The organism is Shewanella mytili, from assembly GCF_046765975.1.
Classification (GTDB): domain Bacteria; phylum Pseudomonadota; class Gammaproteobacteria; order Enterobacterales; family Shewanellaceae; genus Shewanella; species Shewanella mytili.
The window spans coordinates 532648-555286 of record NZ_JBKOUD010000001.1; the positions used below are offsets into that span (position 1 = coordinate 532648).

Below are 22639 nucleotides of genomic sequence, written 5' to 3' on the forward strand. Positions count from 1 at the left end.
CATCATGTGCATTGCAATGTTATCTTTAGGCTGGTTTGAACCATATCTTTCAGGCTACTTAGCGTATTCCATCAACTCAACAGGAGCGCCATTCACTTCAATAAACGCTACCATTAAACCTTTACTTGGCGAATTGGGTGCAATAATCACTTTTTTGCCTTTGATTTCTGCCAATAAATCATCAACTTCAAAAGCCACATGCGGAATGGTTTTTACCAACTCAGGATATGGCGCATCAGCCCAGTAGCGTTGCCACTGAATGCCATAAGGATTATTTTCATGATCCGATACGGTCATCTTTAAGTGAGGCAAGTCTATTTCGCCCTCGAACCGTTCAGTTGTTGGTATACCTAAATGATTGAACTTCATTGAATATCTGATACCTCCGGCTACCCGATTATGCGTTTTTGCATTTGCTGTGTTCATGGCCGCCACTTGCTTTTAGGTGAACATCTTTAACTGAAGGGTTGGCATTTGCAAGTGCTACATAAACCCCAACAACCATAACGGAGCCCGCACAATAATCAACATTTAACGTGACCAATGACAACTTGAGTTGTTTCAGCTTGCTTTCCAATTCGGCTGAGTTCAGCGCTTCATCCGAGGTGTTGATTGAATAGCCGTTTTCCGTTACAAAAATCGTGACAGCTTGCGGAGTCGATCGATAAGCTGGTCTGATATTGGCATTCGTCATTCCTTTGAAGTACATGGGAAGAATGCCACTTACACAGATTTTTTTATACTCTCGGTTTTCAAAGTCGATGCCGGTGTGCTTTTAGTGATGCTTCTGTTTATCTGACCAATTCGATTACCCAAGTCACTCTCTTTTTTTGTTTCTAAGCTGATCTTGTGGTGAAGGTCTGCTATTTCTTTTTGAATCCTTGTAATAGAACTGCTTATTGTTGAAATTGACATTGAAACTCCGTTTCAGATTCATTGAGAAGGCTTAAAATTTTATAGTGCGCATATATTTTGCAAAATACGCATGCCCATTGCATAAATCCATTATCTCGGTTGCGCTTTTAGCAAGCTGTTGATTGATAAACACGCTGGCAAAATGATGCCGAGAGCACGAGCACGGTTAATCGAAAAATGCCCATGGATAACACCTCCCACCCGCAAGGGCGCTTGCACAAGCCCTTGCATCCGTGCATTTAATCGACCCGGTTGCCGTACTCAAATCCCCGTTCCTGATCACCATGATGGTCGCGCAAGCATTAGGGTTGCCGTTTTTCAATCAAATCCAGTTGGGCTTGCTGCGGGTCTGTTTGCATGGCGGTTACCCCCAGGCGGTTAATGGATAAAATATTGTCCTTGGCGCTGTTATAGGGCTGCCATGTGGGCAAGGTGTCACCGTTGGGGTCGCCGTTTTTGGCAAAGTTGACCCAGTATTGCAACAACATATGGGCAAGTTGTTGGTCATGTTCTGATACCTGCTTGCTGACGCTTGGCAGGGTGTTGAAAATGAACGGCAGCGCGCCGAGAGAATTGGTTGCAAGATGTTCAGGTTGATAGGCAAAGCGGTATTGCCATACCGGGGTTTGGCGGTTGGCAAAGGTGCGCGCCACAAAACGGGTGGGTTCCAGTTGCGTTTTCTGCAGGGCAATCCGCTGCGCCAGGGTATGGTCATCCTCAATGGCGCCATAGGCGCGGCTGGCGGCAGTGCTATCGGCAGCAAATTGCGCCAGCAGTGTTTGCCGATCAGTGGTTATGGGGGCTGGCGTCATCCGGTTGCCAGCCATGCGGCCATCGGTGCCGATTAACAGCGGCACCCGGGCAAAATCCCCTTTGCGGTAAGCATCCTGGGGGGATTTTTCCACTACCTGACCGTCAATCATCGGCCCGGAGTAGGTCAGGCGATTTTTCGCCAGGGTTTGCAGGTTGAGATCTCCGGTTATCACGTTGGCCGGTAACTTACGTAAGGCTTGCAGCGCAATTTTATCGCTGCCGTTAATCTGCTGGCGTTGGGAAAAGGCCATGCCTGCGGCTTTTGCCTGCTCCCAGCTTTGTGCGCCTGCCGGGCTGTAGCGGCCGTTGCCAGACTGGATAATGGCTTTTTGAAACAGATCCCGGCCAAAGCGGCTGCTGAGCAGTGCATGCACCGCATAGCCTCCGGCTTCGTCACCAAACAGGGTGATGTTACGGGGATTGCCCCCAAACTGGATGATATTGTCCTGCACCCAGCGCAGGGCTTTAATCTGGTCGGTATAACCAAAATTACCCACAAACATGTTGCCGTCCATGGCCGGATGGGCAAAAAAGCCAAGGCGCCCAAGGCGATAGTTAATGCTGACAAACATGACCCCCGCCCGGGCAAAGGCGCTGCCGTCATATTGGGGGGCTGCACTGCCGCCATTGACCAAACCGCCGCCATGAAACCAGACCATTACCGGTGCGGGGCCTTTTGAGTGGCTCGGGCGCCACACATTCAGTGTCAGGCAGTCTTCGCTGTAATTGCCGGGCAAAGTGACGCCCGGTGTGGCTGCTGGCGCCTGCATGCAGCTTGGGCCGAAGGCAACGGCTTTTTTGATGCCGCGCCAGGCAACGGCGGTTAATGGGCGTTGCCAGCGCAGATCTCCCAACGGGGCTTTGGCGTAGGGAATGCCCAGAAACGCATCCACATTGTGCTGTTGCATCCCTTCAATACGGCCTGACTGGATTTGTACTATCGGGCCGGGTTTGGCACTGGCCACGGCAGCTGCGGCTAAACAGCAAAGTGCTGCCGTCCATTTCAGCAGATTCATGCAATCACCTCTTACGGGCGTATCACCCACATCTAAAAAAATCGTCCAATCATACAATAAACGGACAAAAGATGCCGGATTCTCCCGTGACGGCGTTAGCCGCGGCTGGCCAGCGCCAGTTTGACCCCCAAGGAGACAAACAAGGTACCCACCAGTTTGTTGAGCACGTTGGCCAGTTGCTGCCGGCCCTGAAAACGTCGGCTGGCCATATCGGCAATCACTGCCAGCAACATGCAGTAAATCATGCTGTTGAACTCAAAAATCAGTCCGAGCAGCAAAAATGCCAACGCTTTTTGTTCGGCATCCTGGCTGATGAATTGGGGCATGAATGCCAGGAAAAACAGCGCGATTTTGGGGTTCAGCGCGTTGGTCAGCACTCCTTGCATGTAGGTTTTTCGCAAACTGACCGGGGCGCATTTGGCAACCGACAGTCCATCATCCGCTTGCTTGGATTTTGCCAGCAAGGCCTTGACGCCAATGTAAATCAGGTAGGCAGCGCCAACAACTTTCACCAAGGTGAACGCGGTGGCAGAACTGGCCAGAATGGCAGACAGCCCCAGTGCGGCGGCGGTAATGTGCAGCAGCACGCCACTGGCAATGCCCAGTGCCGCCATGCATCCGGCCCGCCAGCCCTGGGCGGCGCTCTTGCTGACAATCAACAGGTTATCCGGGCCGGGCGTCAGGTTGAGCAACAAGCCTGACAGCATAAAAAGCGCAATATCATGTGTACCAAACATCATCTTTTCCTTGACGATTCTTCGCCGGGTGCAGGCGGTTAAGGGGTGGGTGTTTCCAGGGCAAATGCCACGGCCTTGGCGGCATGGATTTCCGTGGTGTCCAGCAGGGGAATGGCCGTGTCTTGCTGCTGCACCAACAGGCCGATTTCGGTGCAGCCCAAAATCACGGCTTCGGCGCCACGGGCTGCCAGCGCATCCATGATCTGCAGATAGGCGGTTTTGGAAGCCGGAACAATCTTGCCGGCACATAACTCGTCGTAAATGATGCGATGCACGGTTTGGCGCTGCTCGGCAGGGGGCACGAGTACCTCAAGGCCGAATTTTTGCTGCAATCTGGCACGGTAAAAATCCTGCTCCATGGTAAAGGCGGTACCCAGCAGTCCGACGGTTTTCACTCCACGTTGCTGCAGTATTTCACCGGTGGCATCGGCAATGTGCAGTAATGGAATGCGGATGGCGCTTGCAATCTCATCCGCCACCTTGTGCATGGTGTTGGTACAGATGAGCAAGGCATCCGCCCCGGCTTTTTCTATTTGCTGGGCGCCATGGCTCAGTAATGCAGCGGTCTGGGCCCACTCGCCCTGGTGCTGCAATTTTTCAATGGGGGCAAAATCCACGCTGTAAAGCACCAATTCGGCCGAATGCAGGCCGCCGAGCCGGGCATTCACCCCCTGGTTGATTAAACGGTAATAGCTTTGCGTACTTTCCCAGCTCATGCCGCCGAGTAACCCGATAGTTTTCATTTGTTTCCTGTCAGACTGCAATGGTGTGGCATGGCAACCCCGGGCCGGTGCGAGGGTTGCCTCTGCCGCCATCGGTTGCCATAAGTGGCATGACACCGTATTTCGGGGATAAAAAGCAAGGGGTATGATGAAAAATCAGTGAAATTGTTTGTATTGATCAGTAAATATCAGTGAAAACAACCGTTATTTTGCATATTTTTTAGCGCTATCGTTAAATGCAACGCCTTTTTGCCAGTTTTTAATATGGCAAAAGTGTGGCGTGAGTGATTGTGATGTGACTTTGTTAGGGGCATCACGGGGTATGGCCATGGGTGATGGCCATCATGGGTGGTGTTGTTATGGGATGATGTTTCACTGTTGGTGCCACACGGTTGCCGCCATAACGCTAAGCCATTGCGCTGGCAGGTAACGCGGGGGATGAATTTATGCCAGGGATGATGCCTGTGGCAGCGTGATGCGGTAAATATCAACCGGCACACTATTGCCCTGACTGTCTGGGCGACGCTCTTCTGCCACATGATGCATGCCGGCGCGGCGCATGACATGGCCGGATGCGGGGTTGCTGCGCAAATGTACGGCACTGACCGTTTGCAACCGGTATGTGCTGGCGGCAGTACTTAGCAGTGCTTGCAGCGCTTCTGAGCAATATCCCTGGCGCCGGTATGCCTGGCCAATCCAATAGCCGGTTTCTGCCTGTTGGTGCCCAAGGGAGGTCAGGCTGATGGCGCCAATCAGGCGCTGGTCATCCCGCAAGGTGATGGCCCAGCTGTAACTGTCGCCGCATTGGGCCAGTTGGCTGAGCAACTCTAGCCAAATGCGGGCATCCTCTTGGCCATAAGGGTAGGGAATGTTCAGGGTGTTATCGGCAATTTCCCTGTCATTGGCCAAGTAGGCAACGGTGGTAATGTCGCTGTGCTCAAAAGGCCGCAATAACAGGCGTTGGCTGGAAATGCGGGGCTGCTGTTTGACCATGAACATATGAATCACTCCCAAGCAACAGGCAAGGTGTCAATCGTTGATGCCGGTGAGCAGGAATACCGGGTAATCGCCGTGGGGCTTGCGGGCCACACTGACATTGCTTACCCGTACCTGGCTGAATCCGGCATGGTGTGCGGCATTGGCAATCTCGTCATGTTCAAAACCGAAATGCTGCACACCGGTATCATCAGTGTGGAAACTGCCATCCTCTTTGTCCAGATCGGCAATGGCAATAAAGCCGCCCGGCACCAGCATGCGCCGGAATTTGGCAAACATGGCGTCAATATCCGTAATGTGGTGCATGGTCATTGAAGAAATAATGCCGTCAAAGCGGCCGGGAATATCCGCATGTTCCAGATTGGTTTGAATGATGGTGAGTTCACAGGGTAACTGGGCGCGTTTTTGGGCCAATTGCCGATTCATCGAGGCTGATATGTCCACCGCCGTTATCCGGGCCACTTTGGGCGCAATGCGGGCCAGCAGCAAACCGGTGCCGGCACCAAAATCCAGCAGCTGCATCTCGGGGGTAAGTGTCAGCTGGCGGCAGATGGCATCGGCAATGTTCCCCACGTTGTCAACCCGGTGATTGTCCTGCTCATAGAGGTGCGCTTTGTGGGAAAAGTAATCTTGACTCATTTTGGCCTGTCCTTTTGTGGCTTGTCCTTGAGGGGCGGAACCACGGCATGATATTCCGCGCCATGCCTTTGTTATAACAGCGCCGGGTTGGCGCAGACAAGCCTTGATAAGGATTTATCTGAGTTTGTTGGGCAGCGCTGCAATTTCCGGCAAGCTGGCTAACTGCTGATCCCAGTGGGCTTTGCTGTCGGTATAAATATGGGCTTCAGGGGTGATGTCTGGCACGCTGTCAAGGCAACCGGCCGGCACCACCAGTAATTTGCCGTGCATTTGCCGCATGGGGAGCGCCGAACCGCAATGGCGACAAAAACTCTTGCCGTGGAGTGTGCCTGGCAACTGGAAATGGGTGACGGCATCTTCGCCGCTCAACCAATGCAATTGGGCACTGAAAGAATACAGATTGGCCGCATGGGCTGAGCCGCTGTCTTTGCGGCAACGGCTGCAGTGACATAATAAAAAGCGGTCATAATGGCCGGTGATTTCAAAAGTGACGGTACCACACAAACAGGCGCCACGGCTGACTGTCATTGCAAACTCCTTGTAATAGATGATAAATCCGCTAAGGCCATACACGAACGGTTGATGCGGTTTCAGGCAGCGTCACTGCCCAACGGGGCGGGCCGCATCAGAGGCTGGCCAGTATAGCAACGACAGTGCCTGCCAAAGAAGAGGGTTGGTTTGAAATCCTTGAATTATTACAGGCATTCTGGCTACCGCATCAGGATATACGGCGATACCCGTCAGGCGGGGTTAGTCTGCTTTGTGCGTTGCCGGGGCCACCAGGCCCCGAGCATACGTTGCGGGCGCTTCAGGCAAAGCGGTATTGCAGGTCGAATCCCACGTTGGCAAGCTGCTTTTGCTCCCGCTGCAAGTCTTTGACAAACAGGCTGATGCGGTGTTTGGGCTCTTTGAGCGCCAGTTTCAGGCCGTTGTCGGTGGCGGTGACACTGCTGATGTGAATGCTGCTGGCAATACGTCCCAGATTTAACAATACCGCCAGTCTTATCAAGGCAATCAGGCGAATGGACAGGTGTTTTTCCCCATCATCCAGCAGTTCCAGGCGTTCCAGATCCAGCTTTTTGCGGTGGTTGCCAATCAGGCGAGCCAGCAATTGTTGCTGCTGCTCACCAAAGCCGGGCATGTCACTGTTGGCTATGATGTAGGCGCCGTGTTTATGGTGGGCGCGGGAGCTGATGTGAATGCCGGTTTCATGCAAAATGGCGGCATATTCCAGGGTGTGCCGGTGTTCTTTGAGCTTCCAGCTGTCAGCTACCCCGTCAAACAGCGTCATGGCGGTAAGCCGCACTTTTTCGGCGTGTTGCCAGTCGATGTGGTAAAGCTGGGCCATGCTGTCTACCGTGCGCTGACGCACGTCGCTGTATGTGCCGATGCCCGCCAGTTCATATAACACCCCTTCACGCAGGGCACCGCTGGCAAATTCCAGTGAGCTCACCGGCAGGCGGCGGAAGAAACTGATGAGGATGGCAAGCCCGGCGGGCAGCAACGGCGAGCGCTTGCTGTCCACGTTATCCAGCTGGATGTTATGGATGTGACCCCAGCTTATCATCTTCTGTTTCAGCTGCTTGAGTCGGGGCAGGGTAACGGTATCGTCACCAAAGTGCTGCAGCAGGGCTTCGCAAATGGCCTTGACGGTTCCCGAGCTTCCCAGGGTGAGATCCCAGTTACTCGTGAAATACTCTTTTGACAGCGAGGCAAACTGTTTGTCAGCCGCACTGAGCGCGGCATTAAAGGACTCGGCGGTAATGATGCCATCCTTGAAAAAACGCTGGTTGTAACTGACACAGCCGCAACGCAGGCTTGAGAGGGAACTGGCACGGGTGCGGCTGCCAAGTACCACCTCGGTGGAGCCGCCGCCAATGTCGATAACCAGGTTTTGCCCGGCCAGTACCTGGGTATGGGCAATACCGCTATAGATAAGACGCGCCTCTTCATGGCCGGAGACCACCTCGATGGGATAGGGAATAATCTCCTTGGCCGCTTCCAGAAAGGCTTCGCGGTTTTTGGCCACCCTGAGCGTGTAGGTGGCCACCATGCGCACCTGGGGCAGGGGCAGGTCAGAAAAGCGTTGCTTGAATTCCAGCAAGCAACCCAGGCCGCGCTTTATTGCCGCATCATTGAGCACATTGTTGTTATCCAGTCCGTCGGCCAACTGCACGAGTTGTTTTTCTTTGTGCAGGATTTGAATGCTGCCGTCCTGTTCTCTGGCAATCACCAGATGAAAACTGTTGGATCCCATGTCCACGGCAACAAAGTGTTGTGCAACCTCGCTCAATTTCTCCACTCCCGTTAGGTGTTTGGTTCGTTAGCTGTCTGTTGGTCAATCAGTTGTTGGCATTTTTTTTCATAATTCACCAGATACTGGTAAACCGCAATCTGCGATCTCACCTTACGCCGGTTACCCCGGGTACGGTAGGGGTTGGATTGATCTTTGTTAATCATCCGGGCCTTGGTGTTATCCCGGAACTGGATGGCCAGCATCTCCATCAGCATTTTTTTCAGGGCAGGGTCGTTGATTTTCACGCTGACTTCCACCCGGTTATCAATGTTGCGGGTCATCCAGTCGGCTGAGCACAAATACAAGTGCTGCTCTCCGCCGGCATGGAACAGCATCAGGCGCGAGTGCTCCAGAAACCTGTCCACAATACTGATGACAAAAATGTTGTCGCTGATCCCGGGAATTTGCGGAATTAACGAGCACATGCCGCGGATAAGCAAACGGATTTTCACCCCGGCAGCAGAGGCTTCGTAGAGCTTCTGGATCAGCATTTCATCCACCAGGTTGTTGAGCTTCAAGGTGATGCCGGCCTTGCGGTTGGACTTGGCCTGCTTGATTTCATCATCAATCAGCGACAGGATTTTACTGCGGGCGTTATAGGGCGACACCACCAGTTGCTTGAAGTCAAAGCGCCGATAGGGATGTTCAATCAGTTCAAACACCTGTGCCACTTCCCGTCCTACATGTTGATCGGCGGTAAACAGCGAAATGTCGGTGTAAATCTTGGCAGTGCTTTCGTTGAAGTTACCGGAACCGATATGGCTGTATAACTTCATTTCCCCTTGTTCTTCCCGGCCCACCAAAAACAGCTTGGAGTGGATTTTCAAACTCGGAATGCCGTGGTGTACCCGCACGCCAGCTTCCGCCAGGACTTTGCTCCATTCAATGTTGGCCTGTTCATCAAAACGGGCGCGCAGCTCAATGACCGCCGTCACTTTCTTGCCGTTTTTCACCGCATCTATCAGCGACTGGATCACCCGGGATTTTTTGGCGGCCCGGTACAGGTTGATTTTGATGGACTTCACGGCCGGGTCATAGGCGGCCTGGCGCACCAGCTCCGTAAAGTGGGAAAACTTGTGGTACGGGTAGCACAACATGATGTCTTGCTGGCGAATGGCCTCAAAATAGTTATGACAGCGGTTGAAGTGCACACTGTCCAGCGCTGGCACCGGGGTGTTTTCCAGGTATTTGCGGCCAGGGTTGGGAAAGCCGATAAAATCCTTGAAACTGTGGTAACGGCCGCCGGGGATCACGCATTCGGTATTGGAGATGTTGAGCTGTTCGGTCAGCATGGCCAGCATGTGTTCCGGCATGTCCCGGTCGTAAACCAGCCGTACCGGCTCAGCGGTCAAACGCTGTTTCAGGCCCTTGGTGAGTTTTTCCAGCTGGCTTTGTTCCAGCTCGTCATTGATGTCGAAATCCGCATCCCGGGTGAACTTCATGGAATACACATCCATGCTGTCGTATTGGAAGAAGGGGGAAAACAGATCATCCATGCAGTGGCGGATAATATTGTCCAGCAAGATTAAGTGCTTGCGGGCTTTAGTTTTTTCCGGCGGTAACTGAACAAAGCGTTCCACGTTTTTGGTGGGCACTTCCACCAAGGCGTACTGGCGCTGGGTTTTAGTGTAAAAGCACACCGCCAGATAGGTGGTGTCGTCGTTGATGTGTTTTATCAAATCGGAATTTTTATGCACAATCAACGGGGTAATGTGGCGCTTGAGGTGATCCCGGAAGTATTTTTTCAGCCACTGGCTGTGGAATTCACTCAGTTGCTGCTCGTTAATCAGGAAAATGTTGCGCCGCGCCAGTTCACGCATCAGCTCAACGTAAATGGCATCAAAGCGCTCTTGCAGCAACAGCACTTTGGTCTGGATTTTGGCCATCAGGTGGCGGCTGTCGCTACGGCCGTCCTTGAGGCTGGATAACAGAGTGGCGCGGCGCACTTCTGCCACCCGCACCCGGAAAAACTCATCCATGTTATTGGAGTAGATGCCGAGAAAACGCACTCGCTCCACCAGCGGGACGGAATTATCCGCAGCCTCTTGCAATACGCGTTCGTTGAAAGACAGCCAAGATAGTTCTTTATCCAGAGAAAACTTTTCAGTGGAAGGGGACACCGCAGACTCCTTAAGGGCATAATTCCGGCCGGGCGATAGCCACTTCCAACTGCCGGATTAAATGAACATAGTAATACCATCCGGGATGGGCGTCTTGAACACAGATTGGCGGGACGTCGGCATGGCACCGGATGCAGCATCGCAAGGCTAGCAAGCTTTTGTGAATGAAAAATGACAAATAGCGTCTAAATGACATTTTTATTGCGACAATATGACATTGCGACAGGATAACCGCAGAGAATTATGGCAGTGAGGTCATTATCTGTAAACGTGTAACCCAAAAGCATATAACAATTTTCAAACAATCGGCCATGGCATAAACCGGAGGGAAATCATGAACAAAGGCATATTTGTAACGGGCGGGCTGTTATCGCTGGCACTGCTTGTTAGCGGTTGTGGCGACAATGTGGGCGAGGTCAGCCTGGGATGGTTTACCACCAAGGATGTGGTGATTGATGCCGTGACCGATCCGAAAGTGCCGGGGGTGACCTGTCACATTAGCCGGGTGGAAGCCAATCTGGATTTGGCCGATCCGTCAGACATGAGCATTGCCTGTCGCCAAACCGGCCCGATTACCGCGGCGGATATTGCCACCATTGACAAGCGCAAGGCGGGCGAGGTGGTGTTCAGTGAATCGTTAAGCGTGTTGTTCAAGCGCCTCAAGGTAAGACGGATTTATGACAGTGCACATCAAACCCTGTTATATCTGTCATATTCCACCAAAGAAGTGAAAGGCAGCCACAAGCATGCGCTTTCCAGTGTGCCGTTATGGGGCACTGCCGCCTGGGAGCCGCGCCCCCATGCGGCCGCGGGTGGCAGTTCGGCCGTGACACCACGTTAGCTGGCATGCACTTGCATGGGCTGAGAATGTGACCTGGGTTGGATTCTGCCATGTTACTGTTGCTACAGACATCGCTGATGGATGACGCTTGTCAGTGCTCGGTGGTATTGTGTGTTACGAATCTCATTTTTGTAATATCGGTGTGTTGTCGGCCCGTATCAATTCCCGGAGTTTTTGATGTTAAAACCTCTCTTGCAGACGTTGTCTGTGGCCACTTTGCTGTTTTCCCTAGGTAGCCAGGCACATTTTCAAACACTGATCCCCTCCCATGATATTGTTTCTGAACCATCGCAGCGCCAGTTGGGGTTAACCCTGCAATTTACCCACCCCATGTCGCAAGGCCCCTTGATGCAGATGGCCATGCCAACACGGTTTGGCGTGCTGGGCCCTGATGGCAACACGGATTTGCGCGCGTCCCTGAACCCGGTGCAGCAGCAGGGCGTGCAGATGTTCAATGCCACCTATCAGATTAAACGCCCGGGGGATTACCTGTTCTATCTGGAGCCGGCGCCTTATTGGGAACCGGCGGAAGGGAAAATGATTGTGCATTACACCAAAGTGGTGGTGGATGCCTTCGGCATGGAAGACAACTGGGATGCCCCGGTGGGCCTCCCGGTGGAGATTATCCCGCTGACCCGGCCGTTCGGCCTGTGGAGCGGCAATTTGTTTCAAGGGATTGTGACCCATCACGGTAAGGCGGTGCCCTTTGCCGAGGTGGAAGTGGAATGGATGAATGACGGCAGCGTAACGCCGCCGGCTGACCCCTATATCACCCAGGTGGTGCGCGCAGATGCCAATGGCACTTTCAGTTATGTCATGCCCAAAGCCGGATGGTGGGGCTTTGCGGCATTGCTGGAAGATGATCAGCCGATGAAAAATCCCCAGGGGCAGGACGTGCCGGTTGAGCGCGGTGGCCTTATCTGGGTATTCACCCGCGACATGCATTAGGAGCTGGCAGTTATGGCACATATTCCGGAAGGGGTGTTGTCGGCACCGGTATTGATTTCCGGCGCTGTCATCACCGTGGCGGCGGTAGGGTATGCCATGCGCCGCCTTGACTATGAGCGCTTGCCCCAAGCGGCAGTGCTGGCGGCCTGTTTTTTCATTGCCTCGCTGGTGGCGGTGCCCGTAGGGCCCAGTAGTGTGCACTTGCTGCTCAACGGTTTGATGGGGTTGATGTTGGGGTGGCTGGCCCTGCCGGCATTACTGGTGGCATTGCTGCTGCAAGCCATTTTTTTCGGTTATGGCGGGTTGCTGGTGCTGGGCGTGAACTGCCTGAACATGGCCCTGCCGGCATTACTCAGTTATTACCTAGTGTCACCTTGGTTGTCCAAAGCGCTGCAGGCCCGTCAGCCCCGGCAACTGTTTGCCTGCGGTGTGGCCGCCGGGGGGATTGGGGTGGCGGGTACCGGTGGCATGGTTTGTTTGGCCTTGATGTTGAGCGGTAGCGAATACCTGCTAGCAGGTAAAATCATTTTGATCACCTATTTGCCGTTGTTGCTGGTGGAAGCGTTAATCACCGGTGCCATTATCGGTTTTATTGCCAAGGTGGCGCCGGAAGCGTTATTGCAGAAATTACCGGCCACGATGAATGCAGAGGAAACCCATGCGATTAATTAACTCATGTGGTGGACGGTGCGCCACGGTTTTGCTGAGCGTCTTGCTGGCATTCAGCACACCGGCAACCGCCCATTTACTCAAAGTGTTTGCCTGGGTGGAGGGGAACCAGATTGTGGGCAATGCCTATTTTGCCGGCGGTGTTGCGGCGGCGGGCACTGAGATAACCGTGCTGGATGACCAGGGACAGTTGATTGCCAAGGCAAATCCGGATGAACATGGCGAGTTTCGCATTACCATTCCCGGCGCTGCCAATTATCGCATAGAGGCGGATACCGGGGACGGACATGTGGCACACTGGGATATCAAGGCGGCGGAGATAGCGGCCGTGCCAGAGACCAAGCCTGCAGCCGTGGCTGAACATGCTCACCCCCATCCCGCTTCTGTAACCCCCGAAGCCGCTGTTGCCCCATCTTCTGCATCATCACTGGATGCCGAGGCATTGGCACGGGTGGTGCAAACCGCCGTGGCAAAAGAAGTGGGGCCGTTGCGCCAGGAAGTGCAACAATATGCTGACCGGGTACGCTTATCCGATGTGCTGGGTGGCATAGGGTTTATTTTCGGCATTACCGGCCTCGCCCTGTGGTGGCGCAGTCGCAAGTTATCCAAATGAGTGGCTTTGTACTGCAGCACCGGGCGCTGGAGCCTGCCTGGTTTTCGGCACTCGACCCCCGTGCGCGCATGCTTGCCGCGCTGTTTTTTACCCTGGCAGCCCTGTGCTTGCACACGTTGGCGCCGTTAGGCTTGATGCTGGCCATGGCATTGTTGCTGACGTTGCTACTGGGTTGCCAGTGGCGGCTTATCATCAAGCGGTTGCTGGCGTTTGAAGGCTTCATGCTGCTGGTGTTGCTGTTTTTACCCTTTACGGTGACAGGCGAACGCTGGTTTAGCGTGGCGGGTTTGCCGGTCAGCCATCAGGGGGTGGCGCAGGCGCTAATCATCCTGTTGCGGGGCAATGCGGTCGTGCTTGCCTTGCTGGCTCTGGTGGGCTCCATGGAGCCGGTAAAACTCGGTTATGCCTTGGCGGGGTTGGGCCTGCCAGACAAGCTGGTGCAGCTGTTCATGATGACGGTGCGTTACATCGGGGTGTTATTTGATGAATACCAGCGTTTGCGCACTGCCATGAAAGCCCGGGGCTTTGTGGCCGGCAGCAATCTGCACAGCTGGCACAGTTTTGCCTATCTTTTGGGCATGCTGCTGGTACGCAGTATGGATCGGGCTCAGCGCATCAGCGGTGCCATGCGTTGCAGGGGCTTTAACGGCACGTTTCATTTACTGAGCCCGGTACGTTGGCAGCGCCGCGACAGCGCGGTGCTGAGCCTGGCATTTCTGCTGTTTTTGCTGCCCTTGTTATGGCAGTGGTGGCAATATGGCGGTTAGCTGACCGCATCAATGGAATCGATTTGTGACACAACAACATCCCCCTTTATTCTCGGTTGCCGGGCTGGATTTTGCCTATGGCGACAAGCCGGTGCTCAGCAACGTCAATTTTGAGCTTTTCAGTGGCGATCGGCTGGCACTGATAGGCGCCAACGGTGCCGGAAAATCCACCTTGTTGCGGTTGCTGGTGGGGCTTGCCAAACCCCAACGCGGCACCATTACGGCGTTTGGGCAGCGCTGCGCCAGCGAGCAAAGTTTTCAGCAGGTGCGGCAACGGGTGGGGTTGCTGTTTCAGGATTCCGATGATCAGCTGTTTTGTCCCACGGTGCTGGAGGATGTGGCCTTTGGCCCGCTGAATCTGGGGCAAAGTGCGCCCCAGGCGCTGGCAACGGCCAGGCAGACGCTGGATTCTCTGGGGATGGCCGCATTTGAAGATCGGGTGACTTACCGGTTGTCTGGCGGTGAAAAACGCATGGTGGCGCTGGCCACGGTGCTGGCCATGGCGCCGCAAGTCCTGCTGCTGGATGAACCCACCAATGGCCTTGATGCCGATGCCGAGGAGCGCCTGCTCAGCCATTTGCAGGCATTGCCCCAGGCCATGGTGATTGTGTCGCACGATAAGGCGGTACTGGAGCGCTTGGCCAACCGGGCGGTGATTTTACAGGCCGGGCAGCTCGACAGCGCGGTGATGCACCGCCATCCCCATCACCACACTCACGAGCATCTGCACGTGCATCCCGGCAGCGAGCTGCAAAACGGGCAACATGCGGACGATGACGAACATCACTGAGCGCCCGGCACAACAGGTATTGGCCGGAAACCCCAGTGTTGCATGATAAAAAAACCAGTCCATTAGGACTGGTTTTTTCAATCATCCGGCAGGACGTTCCGTTTAACGTCCCTCAGGGATTTGCTGGGTAATGCAGTGAATGTTGCCGCCGCCCAGCAAAATTTCCCGGGCAGCCACGCCTATCACTTCATGGTCCGGGAAAATCTGCTGCAGTTTGGCCTTGGCAATGTCATCGGTGGCCTCATCCAGCAGCGGAAAGATGATCCGCTGGTTACTGATGAGGAAATTCACGTAAGAACCCGCCAGCCGATCGCCTGCCTGTCGTGGCACGCCCGTGCCCTGGGTGACACCGGCCGCTTCTGCTTCGGTGCAATACAGTGGCCCGGGTTGGGGCAGTTTGTGAATGGTCAGTTTACGGCCTTTGGCATCCACGGCGTTTTGCAGCACCTCATAGGCCGCCTGTGAGCGGGCATACTGAGGGTCATTTTCATCATCGCACCAGTGCAGAATGACTTCCCCCGGCCGGGCAAAGCAGCACATGTTGTCAATATGGCCGTCGGTTTCGTCCATATAAACGCCTTCAGGTAGCCAGATAAAGTGGCTGACCCCAAGATATTCCGCCAGACAGGCTTCAATCTGTGCCTGACTCAGATGCGGGTTGCGATTGGGGTTGAGCAGGCATTCTGCGCTGGTGAGCAGGGTGCCTTCGCCGTCCACATGAATGGAGCCGCCTTCCAGAATGAGCGGTGCGGCATAACGGTCAAAACCATGCACGGCCAGCATCTGCTGGGCCACCAGTTCATCCTGATCCCAAGGGGAATACAAACCGCCGTTGTCACCGCCCCAGGCATTAAAGCCCCAGTCGATGCCGCGGCATTCGCCTGCTGCGTTTATCACCACGGTCGGGCCGGTATCCCGCGCCCAGCAATCATCGCTGTCCATGGGGATGAGGGTGACACAGTCGGGCATGAGCGCCCGTGCCTTGGCCATGCTGGTGTTGGGCACGGCCATGTAAATCGGTGTCACCGCGCCAATGGCGGATGCGACCTCGGCAAATGTGGCTTGGGCATGGCAGCCGGCGTCACGCCAGTTGTCCGGGCGATAAGGCCAAATCATCCATACCGCCTGTTGCGGCGCCCACTCGGCGGGCATGTGAAAACCGTGTTGCTGTGGTGCGCCTTGTAAGGTATTGCTGCTCATGGGGGTTTCCTTACCAGACATGTTCGCCGTCGGAGGTCAGCAATGTTTCATACATGGCTGGCCGGCGGTCACGGAACAATCCCCAGCTGATCCGCTGTTTGTCGATTTCCGCCAGATCAAATTCGTGTACCAGCACGCATTCACTGGTTTTATCGGCCTGCGCCACCAGGGCACCGGTCTGATCCGCAATGAACGAGGAGCCGTAAAACGTCATTTCCAGCCCTTCCACGTATTTGCTCTTTTCGGTTCCGATGCGATTGGAGGCGATAACCGGCACCAAGTTGGCGGCGGCGTGGCCCTGTTGTACCCGGGTCCAGTGAGGCTGGGAGTCGATTTCCGGATAGGCCGGCTCTGAGCCGATGGCGGTAGGGAAGAAAATCAGCTCGGCACCCATCAGCGCCAGACTGCGGGCGGTTTCCGGGAACCATTGATCCCAGCAAATGCCCACCCCGATTTTGGCATAACGGGTCTGCCACACCATGAAACCGGTATCCCCGGGGGTGAAAAACTGCTTTTCCTGATAGGCAGGGCCATTGGGAATATGGGTTTTGCGGTACACGTCCAGCAGGCTGCCGTCAGCATCAATCACTACCAGCGAGTTGTAATGGGCATTACCCCGGCGTTCAAAGAATGACAGTGGCAGCACCACTTCCAGCTCTTTGGCCACATTCTGGAAATATTTAATCAGGGTGCTGTCTTCTACCGATTGGGCCAGTGCAAAATGCTCCGGGCTCTGGTCAATGCAAAAATAGGGGGCTTCGAACAGTTCCTGGATCAGGATAATCTGTGCACCTTCAGCGGCTGCCTGCCGGATGAGTTTCTCAGCACGGATCACATTGGACTCAATATCCCAGAAACACGCCATTTGCGTGGCTGCAACTTTCACTTTTGCCATAGCAAGCATCCTTTTAATAAGAGAGAGGCGGGGCGGTGTTTAAACCACTCCAGAATAGCGCAAAGTGTATGTAGTTGTGATATATCCATCAAATGAATATTATAAATCCAGTTATTCATGTCGTGAATGTAAGATGAAACTGAACCAACTGGATCTCAACCTGCTGCTTGCCTTTGACGCACTGATGCTGGAGCGCAATGTCACCCGGGCGGCGGAGCGGCTGTTCATCAGCCAGCCGGCCATGAGCCATGCCCTTAACCGGCTGCGCACGGCGTTTAACGATCCCTTGCTGGTACGCACCCCCCAAGGGATGCTGCCAAGCCCCCGGGCGGAAAAACTGCACCGGGGCGTGCAACAGGCGCTGAAGTTGCTGGAGCAGCAGTTCAGTGAGCCGGAACCGTTTGAGCCAGCCCATTCCCAGCGGCGCTTTGTGATAAGCACCACCGATTATGTGGAGTGCGTCTTGATCCCGCCGCTGATAGCCCAACTGGGCAAACTGGCGCCGGGGGTGCGGATTGAAATTCTCATCCTGCGGGACCAACTGCCGGAAGCGGAGCTGGCCAGTGGTGAGATTGATTTGGTGCTGGGCTTTGATGAATACATGAAAGTGCCCCCCCACTTGAGCCGGGAAACCTGGCTGACCGAGCCGTTAAGCGGCGTGGTGCGCCGGGGGCACCCGACTATTGGGCATGAGGTGAGCCTGGCCCAGCTGGTGAGCACCCCCCATGTGTTTCATTCGCCGCTGGGCACCCGGGACTCCATTGTGGATGGTTTTTTGGCCGCCCAAGGCCTGAGTCGGCAGATTTATGTGAACAGTCAGAGTTACATGTCGGCTGCGGCGGTGGTGAGCCAAACGGATCATTTGCTGGTGTTGCCCCGGCGGGTGGCCGCCATGCTGGCCGGTCATTGGCCGTTGCAACAGGTGCAACTGCCCGTAGCCATGCCCAGCTATCATCTCAACTGTGTCTGGCATCCGGTGCAGCAGGCGCAGCCTGCCTTGCAGTGGTTAAAGGCATTGATGCAGCAGCTGGTGACGGCGTAAAGTGTGAGTGATTATCCATAATGACAACAGGAGAAATATTGTGGCAGAGCTAGCGGCGGCAACGGATTTTGAGATTGTACTGGCGGATTACCATAACCCCCGTCATGAGGCTGCCATTATCGCGCTGATGAAGCATTACGTGGCAGAGCCCACCGGTGGCGGTGAAGCGCTGCCAGCGGAGGTGATCAAGCAACTGGTGCCGGCCATGGCCCAACTGGATTATGTGTTCAGCCTGCTGGTTTTTGCCGGCAAGCAACCGGTGGCACTGGCCAACTGCGTGCTGGGATTTTCCACCTTCAAGTGCGCCAAGTTGCTGAATATCCATGATTTGGTGGTACACAGTGACTGGCGTGGCAACGGCTTGAGCCAGAAATTGCTTAATGCCATTGAGCAGCAGGCCCGGCAACGACAGTGCTGTAAAGTGACGTTGGAAGTGCTGGAAGGCAATCTGGTGGCTCGTCATGCATATTTGAAAGCGGGCTTTGTTCCCTATCAGCTGCAGCCGGAAACCGGTATCGCCCAGTTCTGGCAAAAACCATTGTGATCCCTGTGCGGCGTTAACCGTGGGGTGGTGGGGAGAACCACTGCTTCAGGGAAGGCGCCGCGCAGGCAAAAAAAAGCCTCCACATACGCAAGGAGGCAAAATAAAAGCACTTCAGAGGTAAGCATTCTTACCCATAGTGGCTGAAATTGCTCATGAATTAAAACCATGGCCCCATGCGGATAAGGCATGGGGCCATGATGGCCAACAATGGCTTTTGTGCATGGCAATGGCGGTTATTTCTTTATCCACCTGCCGCTGTTGTCCTGGATCATGTGGCCTTTTTCCGCCCGGGCAATGGCTTTTTCAGCCGCCAGTTTGGCCACATCATTCACGGCAATGCCATTTTGTTTGGCAATCTTTTCGTAATGGGCCTGGCGTTTGGCATTGATTTCTTTTACCAGTGCAGCAATGCCGGGGGCGTTTTTTACCACGGCCAGATAGCCGTTTTGTTGCTCGCCCACCAACCCTTGGTGCTTGGCGTCCTGTAAGCTCATGGCAAAACTGGAAAAACCCAGCAGCAGGCCACAAAGCAGAATGATTATGCGGTTTGTCATCGGTCAGTTCCTCATACCGGCTTAAAAGAGTTCTTCATTTGACACCAGGTCATCCAGTGCCTTATCCACCTTGATGCGGATTTCATGTTCGATTTTAACGTTCAGGTTAATCACGATGGGCTTATCCGGCGGCGCTATTTTCACCGTGGGAGTACAGCCGCCGAGCATGATGCCCAGCAATAAACAACATCCTGTTACGCGGGGGAGATGATTCATGGCCTGTTCCTGTATCACTGCATGGATGCTTCAAGCTGCGTTTGCAACCGGTCACCAATGGACAGGCTGCGCAGCAGTTGTAGCAGATTTTCTTCATGACGGTAGTTTAACTCAATTGGCCTTTCAACGCCTTTGCCATGGCCTTTGATGGCCATGTTGAGCAGCGCTTCACCGTCGGGCGCCATGTCAAAGGTGCTGTTAATTTCGCGGTATTGCAACTCCTCCAAGGTGGAAAACACAAAATCCAGATAAGGCTGGCTTTGGCGCATCTGCAGCACTGCCGGATTGTCGCCCACATGAATGACCCCTCCCGGTGCCCGGGATGCCAGATGCCCGCCACTGACCGATAACCTGTTATCGGTGATGGCCAGCGGCAGCACGCCGTCAAACAAGCCGGTGGCGGCAATGCCCTGTTGGGGGTTGGCCTGTAGCAGTTGCTGCAAATCCAGCCCCAGCAACATCAGGTACGCATCAGAGGGCTGATTGAGCCGCAGGCGGAAACGGGGCAGGGACAGGCGTCCGCCCAACGTGTTGGCTTCAGCGGCCAGCTGGATGTCGGCGTCATTGAAACCGGGCAAGAGCCAGTTGCCGGCGCGCTGGCGTTTTTCTGCATCCAGCTCTGGCGTCAGTGAAATATCACCGTTAATGCGCACGTTATCGAGCAGCACCCCGGGGTTGAATGCGGCCATTTGCAGCGCCAGTTGCTGGCAGTTGAGCGCCGCCGTGGCCGGATGCCTGGCAGGTTTGTCCACCACAAAACGGCAAAGGCTGCTGGCCTGCAATCCTTCAAACGGCAGTTGTTGATAGCTGCCGTGGGCGTCATGCAGTCGGGGTGAAATCTCGCCGCTGAGCGTCAGTGCCGTGCCCCGTTGTTGCAGGGCGATATCGGCCTCGATGGCGGCCTGGCCATAAAGTTGCCAATGGCCGGAGAGCACCAGGTTTTTGGCGGCCTGTGCCCGGATGTCTGCCAGGGGAGCCTGCAGCTGCCAGTGGCCGGTAAGATCGTAGCCCTGCAGTGGATATGGGGAAAAGGGCGCGCTGGCAAAATGGGGGCGCAGCAGGTGTTCACTGGTCAATTGCAGTTTGTCCAATTGCCATTGCTCCTTGCTGGCAAGCTGGTTGCCATCCCAGTGCCATTGCTCCTTGAGCCCTGCCTGATTGAGATTCAGCAGAGTCTCGGTGTGCTGCCCCAATCGGGTTTGCCGGGTCTTGCTGACATGAATTTGCCGGGCATTGAACATGAGCTGCTGTTTTAGTGTCAGGCGCTGCAACTGCTGCAAGGCCGGAAATATTGTCCATTGCCAGGATGGCAGCGTTAATTCCGGCAACGTGGCATGCAGCTCGTTGATACTGGCCTGCATGGTTGGTTGACGCCATTCCACGGCGCTGAGCTGCTGCTCCAGTGCCGGCAGTTGCAGTTGTAACTGCCGGGGAGACAACCGCAGCTGCCATGGCCCGCGGGCATGGCTGTCCAGTTGCTGGATGTTAAGTGTCATGTGGGGCTGCTGTAATGACAATTCCCGCCCTTGTAAGCGGGCATCCCGGTTTATCTGTAACTCAAGGGTTTGTGTGGCGCCATTAAGCTGCAGTGTTCCATCAAGCTGCAGCTTGGCACTTTGGCCGTAAAACTGCGTGTCGGCAGTTTGCCAGTGAAACCCAGATGGCAGGTCAAGCTGCAGTTGCCAGTCACTGTGTAGCACCAGTGCCGGAATGCGTGCGAGCGCCTGTTGCAGGGATTGTTGCAGCATTACATCATGAGGCGCCGGAGAATAGGCGTTATCTGAAGGCGCATGGGGCAGGGAGGGCACAGTCTGGGCTGGCAGTCTGCCAGTGGCGGCAATGGCCGTCGGCATTGTGGTTAATTGCAGGTTATGCAGTGACAGGGTTAGCCACTGGCGTTGCCCGGCAACGGCTGGGCTCAGTTGTACTTGTGGCAGGGTTATGCTGCCTTTGGCCATGTTTGCATTGGCGCCCTGCGTCAGGGTTAGGGTCAGCCCCGCCTCGTCGTTGGCGGCATTTGGCTGCCCCAGTGCCTTGGCAAGGCGCTCTAGCACTGGTGTCAGCGCCGCATTGGCATCCTCGGCCTGATGGCTTTGGCGCCAGTTATCCCACCACTGTGCTAGCGCTTGGCGCTGCCGGACATTGCCGTGCCATTGCAGTTGCACCGGCTGCAGCTTTAGATGTTGCCCGCGGGCATTGTTGTTAAGCGACAACCCTATGGCATCTGGCAGGCAATGGCTGGGGTTTTCTTGTGTCTCGGGCGCTTGAGCCGTGATGACCGGGGGTAATGGGGTGATGTGCAAGCGGCTGTTGGGGACCACCGGAAATTTCACGGCAGGCGCCTGCCAGCACAGCGTCAGTGCACTGTCGCCTTGTTGCAATCCCAATTGCAGCTGCAATTGCAGCGTGCCTTGCAGTTGTGGTAATTGGCGTAAAAAATCCGTGGTCAGCCAGGGATAAGCCCGGGTCAGCACCGCCGTCTCGGTATTGGCGGCCAGTTGTGTGGCGGCTTGCAGCAGTTGCTGCGGCATTAACTGCACTTGTGCCTGCCAGGCGTGTTGCTCGGATGAATGCTGCGCCGGCATTGTTGCCTTAAGGTTGCCGCTTAGCTGCAGTAATGGCTGCCAGCTTGCCTTGGTGTGCGCTGCTGCCTGTTGCCACAAAACTTGGCTGGCAAATTGCCCGTCTGGCAGCAATTGCAGTTGTGGCAGGTACAGGCTGAAGGGGCGCTCCCGGGAAGGATGCTCACCCAGCAGGGATAGGGTGGTGTGCTCAAGGTGGATTTTGGGCAGCACGTCGGTCAGTGGCAGCGCTAACGGGGCACTGCTGTCACCGGGCAGCAGCTGCTGGGCGGTAAGTTGCAAACGGGCACGCTGATAACTGACGCTCTGCAGATTTTGCAGTAACCATTGCTGGCTGCCAATGGCCAGCTGGGGTGCAGGCTGCTGATACCATTGCCATAGGCGGGTGAGTGTCAGCGGCTGTTTCAGGCGTAGCTGCAGTTGTTCAAAGGCCAGTTTGCTGCCCTGATAATCCAGGATCAGTTGGGGGAGCAGCAGGGTTTGCCTGTCAGGAATTTGCCACTCCAGCGTGGTCAGGTTGATGTTTTGCGCCTGGAGTTGCCGGTTTAACTGGGGGAGCCACCAGTCCTGTTTTTGTACCAGCAGCCACCCAAGGCTGCAAAGCAGCAGTAACAGCACCAGTACGCCCCACAGCGCTAGCCGCAGGCACCGGGCAACAACGGACCGATAACGGCGGGGAAGCCGGGCTGCAGGTGATGAAGGGGCTGGTGCGGTCATGAAGGGA

At 55.1% G+C, this 22639-nt stretch carries 24 protein-coding genes; 8 read left to right on the top strand and 16 right to left on the bottom strand.

Features of this window, described 5'->3' with window-relative positions:
- Window positions 1-54: 54 nt before the first annotated feature.
- From ACIDEJ_RS02370 to ppk1, 11 genes are all read right to left on the bottom strand, one after another.
- Entirely contained in the window at window positions 55-426 is a 372-nt protein-coding gene (locus ACIDEJ_RS02370) for a VOC family protein (RefSeq protein WP_411986479.1), read from the bottom strand.
- Complete coding sequence (locus ACIDEJ_RS02375) at window positions 398-709, bottom strand: hypothetical protein (protein ID WP_411986480.1); 312 nt, start codon at window positions 707-709, stop codon at window positions 398-400. Before ACIDEJ_RS02375 ends, ACIDEJ_RS02370 begins: the two co-directional genes overlap by 29 nt.
- A 14-nt stretch (window positions 710-723) precedes the next feature.
- Entirely contained in the window at window positions 724-915 is a 192-nt protein-coding gene (locus ACIDEJ_RS02380; RefSeq protein WP_411986481.1) for a hypothetical protein, read from the bottom strand.
- Window positions 916-1217: 302 nt separating this feature from the next.
- A complete protein-coding gene (locus ACIDEJ_RS02385; RefSeq protein ID WP_411986482.1) occupies window positions 1218-2744 on the bottom strand; it encodes a carboxylesterase/lipase family protein in 1527 nt (508 codons plus the stop codon).
- A 95-nt stretch (window positions 2745-2839) separates the two neighbouring features.
- Complete coding sequence (locus ACIDEJ_RS02390) at window positions 2840-3481, bottom strand: LysE family translocator (RefSeq protein ID WP_411986483.1); 642 nt, start codon at window positions 3479-3481, stop codon at window positions 2840-2842.
- A gap of 38 nt (window positions 3482-3519) precedes the next feature.
- A complete protein-coding gene (locus ACIDEJ_RS02395) occupies window positions 3520-4224 on the bottom strand; it encodes an aspartate/glutamate racemase family protein (RefSeq protein ID WP_411986484.1) in 705 nt (234 codons plus the stop codon).
- Window positions 4225-4647: 423 nt separating this feature from the next.
- Window positions 4648-5202 (bottom strand): GNAT family N-acetyltransferase, encoded by a 555-nt coding sequence (locus ACIDEJ_RS02400; RefSeq protein WP_411986485.1) that lies wholly within the window; start codon window positions 5200-5202, stop codon window positions 4648-4650.
- Window positions 5203-5232: 30 nt separating this feature from the next.
- Window positions 5233-5838 (bottom strand): class I SAM-dependent methyltransferase, encoded by a 606-nt coding sequence (locus tag ACIDEJ_RS02405; RefSeq protein WP_411986486.1) that lies wholly within the window; start codon window positions 5836-5838, stop codon window positions 5233-5235.
- Window positions 5839-5952: 114 nt separating this feature from the next.
- Window positions 5953-6366 (bottom strand): GFA family protein, encoded by a 414-nt coding sequence (locus ACIDEJ_RS02410; RefSeq protein ID WP_411986487.1) that lies wholly within the window; start codon window positions 6364-6366, stop codon window positions 5953-5955.
- A gap of 280 nt (window positions 6367-6646) precedes the next feature.
- Window positions 6647-8095: a Ppx/GppA phosphatase family protein gene (locus ACIDEJ_RS02415; protein ID WP_411986572.1), complete on the bottom strand. Its 1449-nt coding sequence runs from the start codon at window positions 8093-8095 to the stop codon at window positions 6647-6649.
- Between the two features lie 50 nt (window positions 8096-8145).
- Entirely contained in the window at window positions 8146-10254 is a 2109-nt protein-coding gene (gene ppk1, locus ACIDEJ_RS02420) for a polyphosphate kinase 1 (RefSeq protein ID WP_411986488.1), read from the bottom strand.
- Window positions 10255-10588: 334 nt separating this feature from the next.
- Here ppk1 and ACIDEJ_RS02425 point away from each other — a divergent pair, with 334 nt between their 5' ends.
- The 6 genes from ACIDEJ_RS02425 (at window position 10589) to ACIDEJ_RS02450 (ending at window position 14882) form a co-directional block, all read left to right on the top strand.
- The gene (locus ACIDEJ_RS02425; protein WP_411986489.1) at window positions 10589-11095 is read left to right on the top strand and encodes a CreA family protein; all 507 of its coding nucleotides are present in this window, start codon (window positions 10589-10591) and stop codon (window positions 11093-11095) included.
- Between the two features lie 177 nt (window positions 11096-11272).
- Window positions 11273-12043 (top strand): DUF4198 domain-containing protein, encoded by a 771-nt coding sequence (locus ACIDEJ_RS02430; protein WP_411986490.1) that lies wholly within the window; start codon window positions 11273-11275, stop codon window positions 12041-12043.
- A gap of 12 nt (window positions 12044-12055) precedes the next feature.
- Window positions 12056-12715, top strand: a complete 660-nt coding sequence (cbiM, locus tag ACIDEJ_RS02435) for a cobalt transporter CbiM (protein WP_411986491.1) — start codon at window positions 12056-12058, stop codon at window positions 12713-12715.
- Window positions 12702-13325 carry a hypothetical protein gene (locus tag ACIDEJ_RS02440; protein WP_411986492.1) on the top strand — a complete coding sequence of 208 codons (624 nt, stop codon included), beginning with the start codon at window positions 12702-12704 and terminating at the stop codon, window positions 13323-13325. The genes cbiM and ACIDEJ_RS02440 overlap by 14 nt, the downstream gene beginning before the upstream one ends.
- Entirely contained in the window at window positions 13322-14092 is a 771-nt protein-coding gene (gene cbiQ, locus ACIDEJ_RS02445) for a cobalt ECF transporter T component CbiQ (protein WP_411986493.1), read from the top strand. Before ACIDEJ_RS02440 ends, cbiQ begins: the two co-directional genes overlap by 4 nt.
- Before the next feature lie 25 nt (window positions 14093-14117).
- Window positions 14118-14882, top strand: coding sequence for an energy-coupling factor ABC transporter ATP-binding protein (locus tag ACIDEJ_RS02450; protein WP_411986494.1), 765 nt, complete (start codon window positions 14118-14120; stop codon window positions 14880-14882).
- A 102-nt stretch (window positions 14883-14984) separates the two neighbouring features.
- Here ACIDEJ_RS02450 and aguA read toward each other — a convergent pair whose 3' ends face one another.
- Entirely contained in the window at window positions 14985-16082 is a 1098-nt protein-coding gene (gene aguA / locus ACIDEJ_RS02455) for an agmatine deiminase (protein ID WP_411986495.1), read from the bottom strand.
- Window positions 16083-16092: 10 nt separating this feature from the next.
- A complete protein-coding gene (gene aguB, locus ACIDEJ_RS02460) occupies window positions 16093-16977 on the bottom strand; it encodes an N-carbamoylputrescine amidase (RefSeq protein WP_411986496.1) in 885 nt (294 codons plus the stop codon).
- Between the two features lie 133 nt (window positions 16978-17110).
- On the opposite strand from aguB, the gene ACIDEJ_RS02465 reads away from it, so the two are divergent.
- Complete coding sequence (locus ACIDEJ_RS02465; RefSeq protein WP_411986497.1) at window positions 17111-18019, top strand: LysR family transcriptional regulator; 909 nt, start codon at window positions 17111-17113, stop codon at window positions 18017-18019.
- Window positions 18020-18059: 40 nt separating this feature from the next.
- Window positions 18060-18563 (top strand): GNAT family N-acetyltransferase, encoded by a 504-nt coding sequence (locus ACIDEJ_RS02470; RefSeq protein WP_411986498.1) that lies wholly within the window; start codon window positions 18060-18062, stop codon window positions 18561-18563.
- 233 nt (window positions 18564-18796) lie between these two features.
- On the opposite strand, the gene ACIDEJ_RS02475 is transcribed toward ACIDEJ_RS02470, so the two are convergent.
- The 3 genes from ACIDEJ_RS02475 to ACIDEJ_RS02485 are packed head-to-tail and all read right to left on the bottom strand — an operon-like array spanning window position 18797 to window position 22632.
- Window positions 18797-19117 carry a YdbL family probable chaperone protein gene (locus tag ACIDEJ_RS02475; RefSeq protein WP_411986499.1) on the bottom strand — a complete coding sequence of 107 codons (321 nt, stop codon included), beginning with the start codon at window positions 19115-19117 and terminating at the stop codon, window positions 18797-18799.
- Window positions 19118-19138: 21 nt separating this feature from the next.
- Window positions 19139-19333: a YnbE family lipoprotein gene (locus ACIDEJ_RS02480; RefSeq protein ID WP_411986500.1), complete on the bottom strand. Its 195-nt coding sequence runs from the start codon at window positions 19331-19333 to the stop codon at window positions 19139-19141.
- A gap of 14 nt (window positions 19334-19347) precedes the next feature.
- The gene (locus tag ACIDEJ_RS02485; protein ID WP_411986501.1) at window positions 19348-22632 is read right to left on the bottom strand and encodes an intermembrane phospholipid transport protein YdbH family protein; all 3285 of its coding nucleotides are present in this window, start codon (window positions 22630-22632) and stop codon (window positions 19348-19350) included.
- Between the last annotated feature and the right edge of the window lie 7 nt (window positions 22633-22639).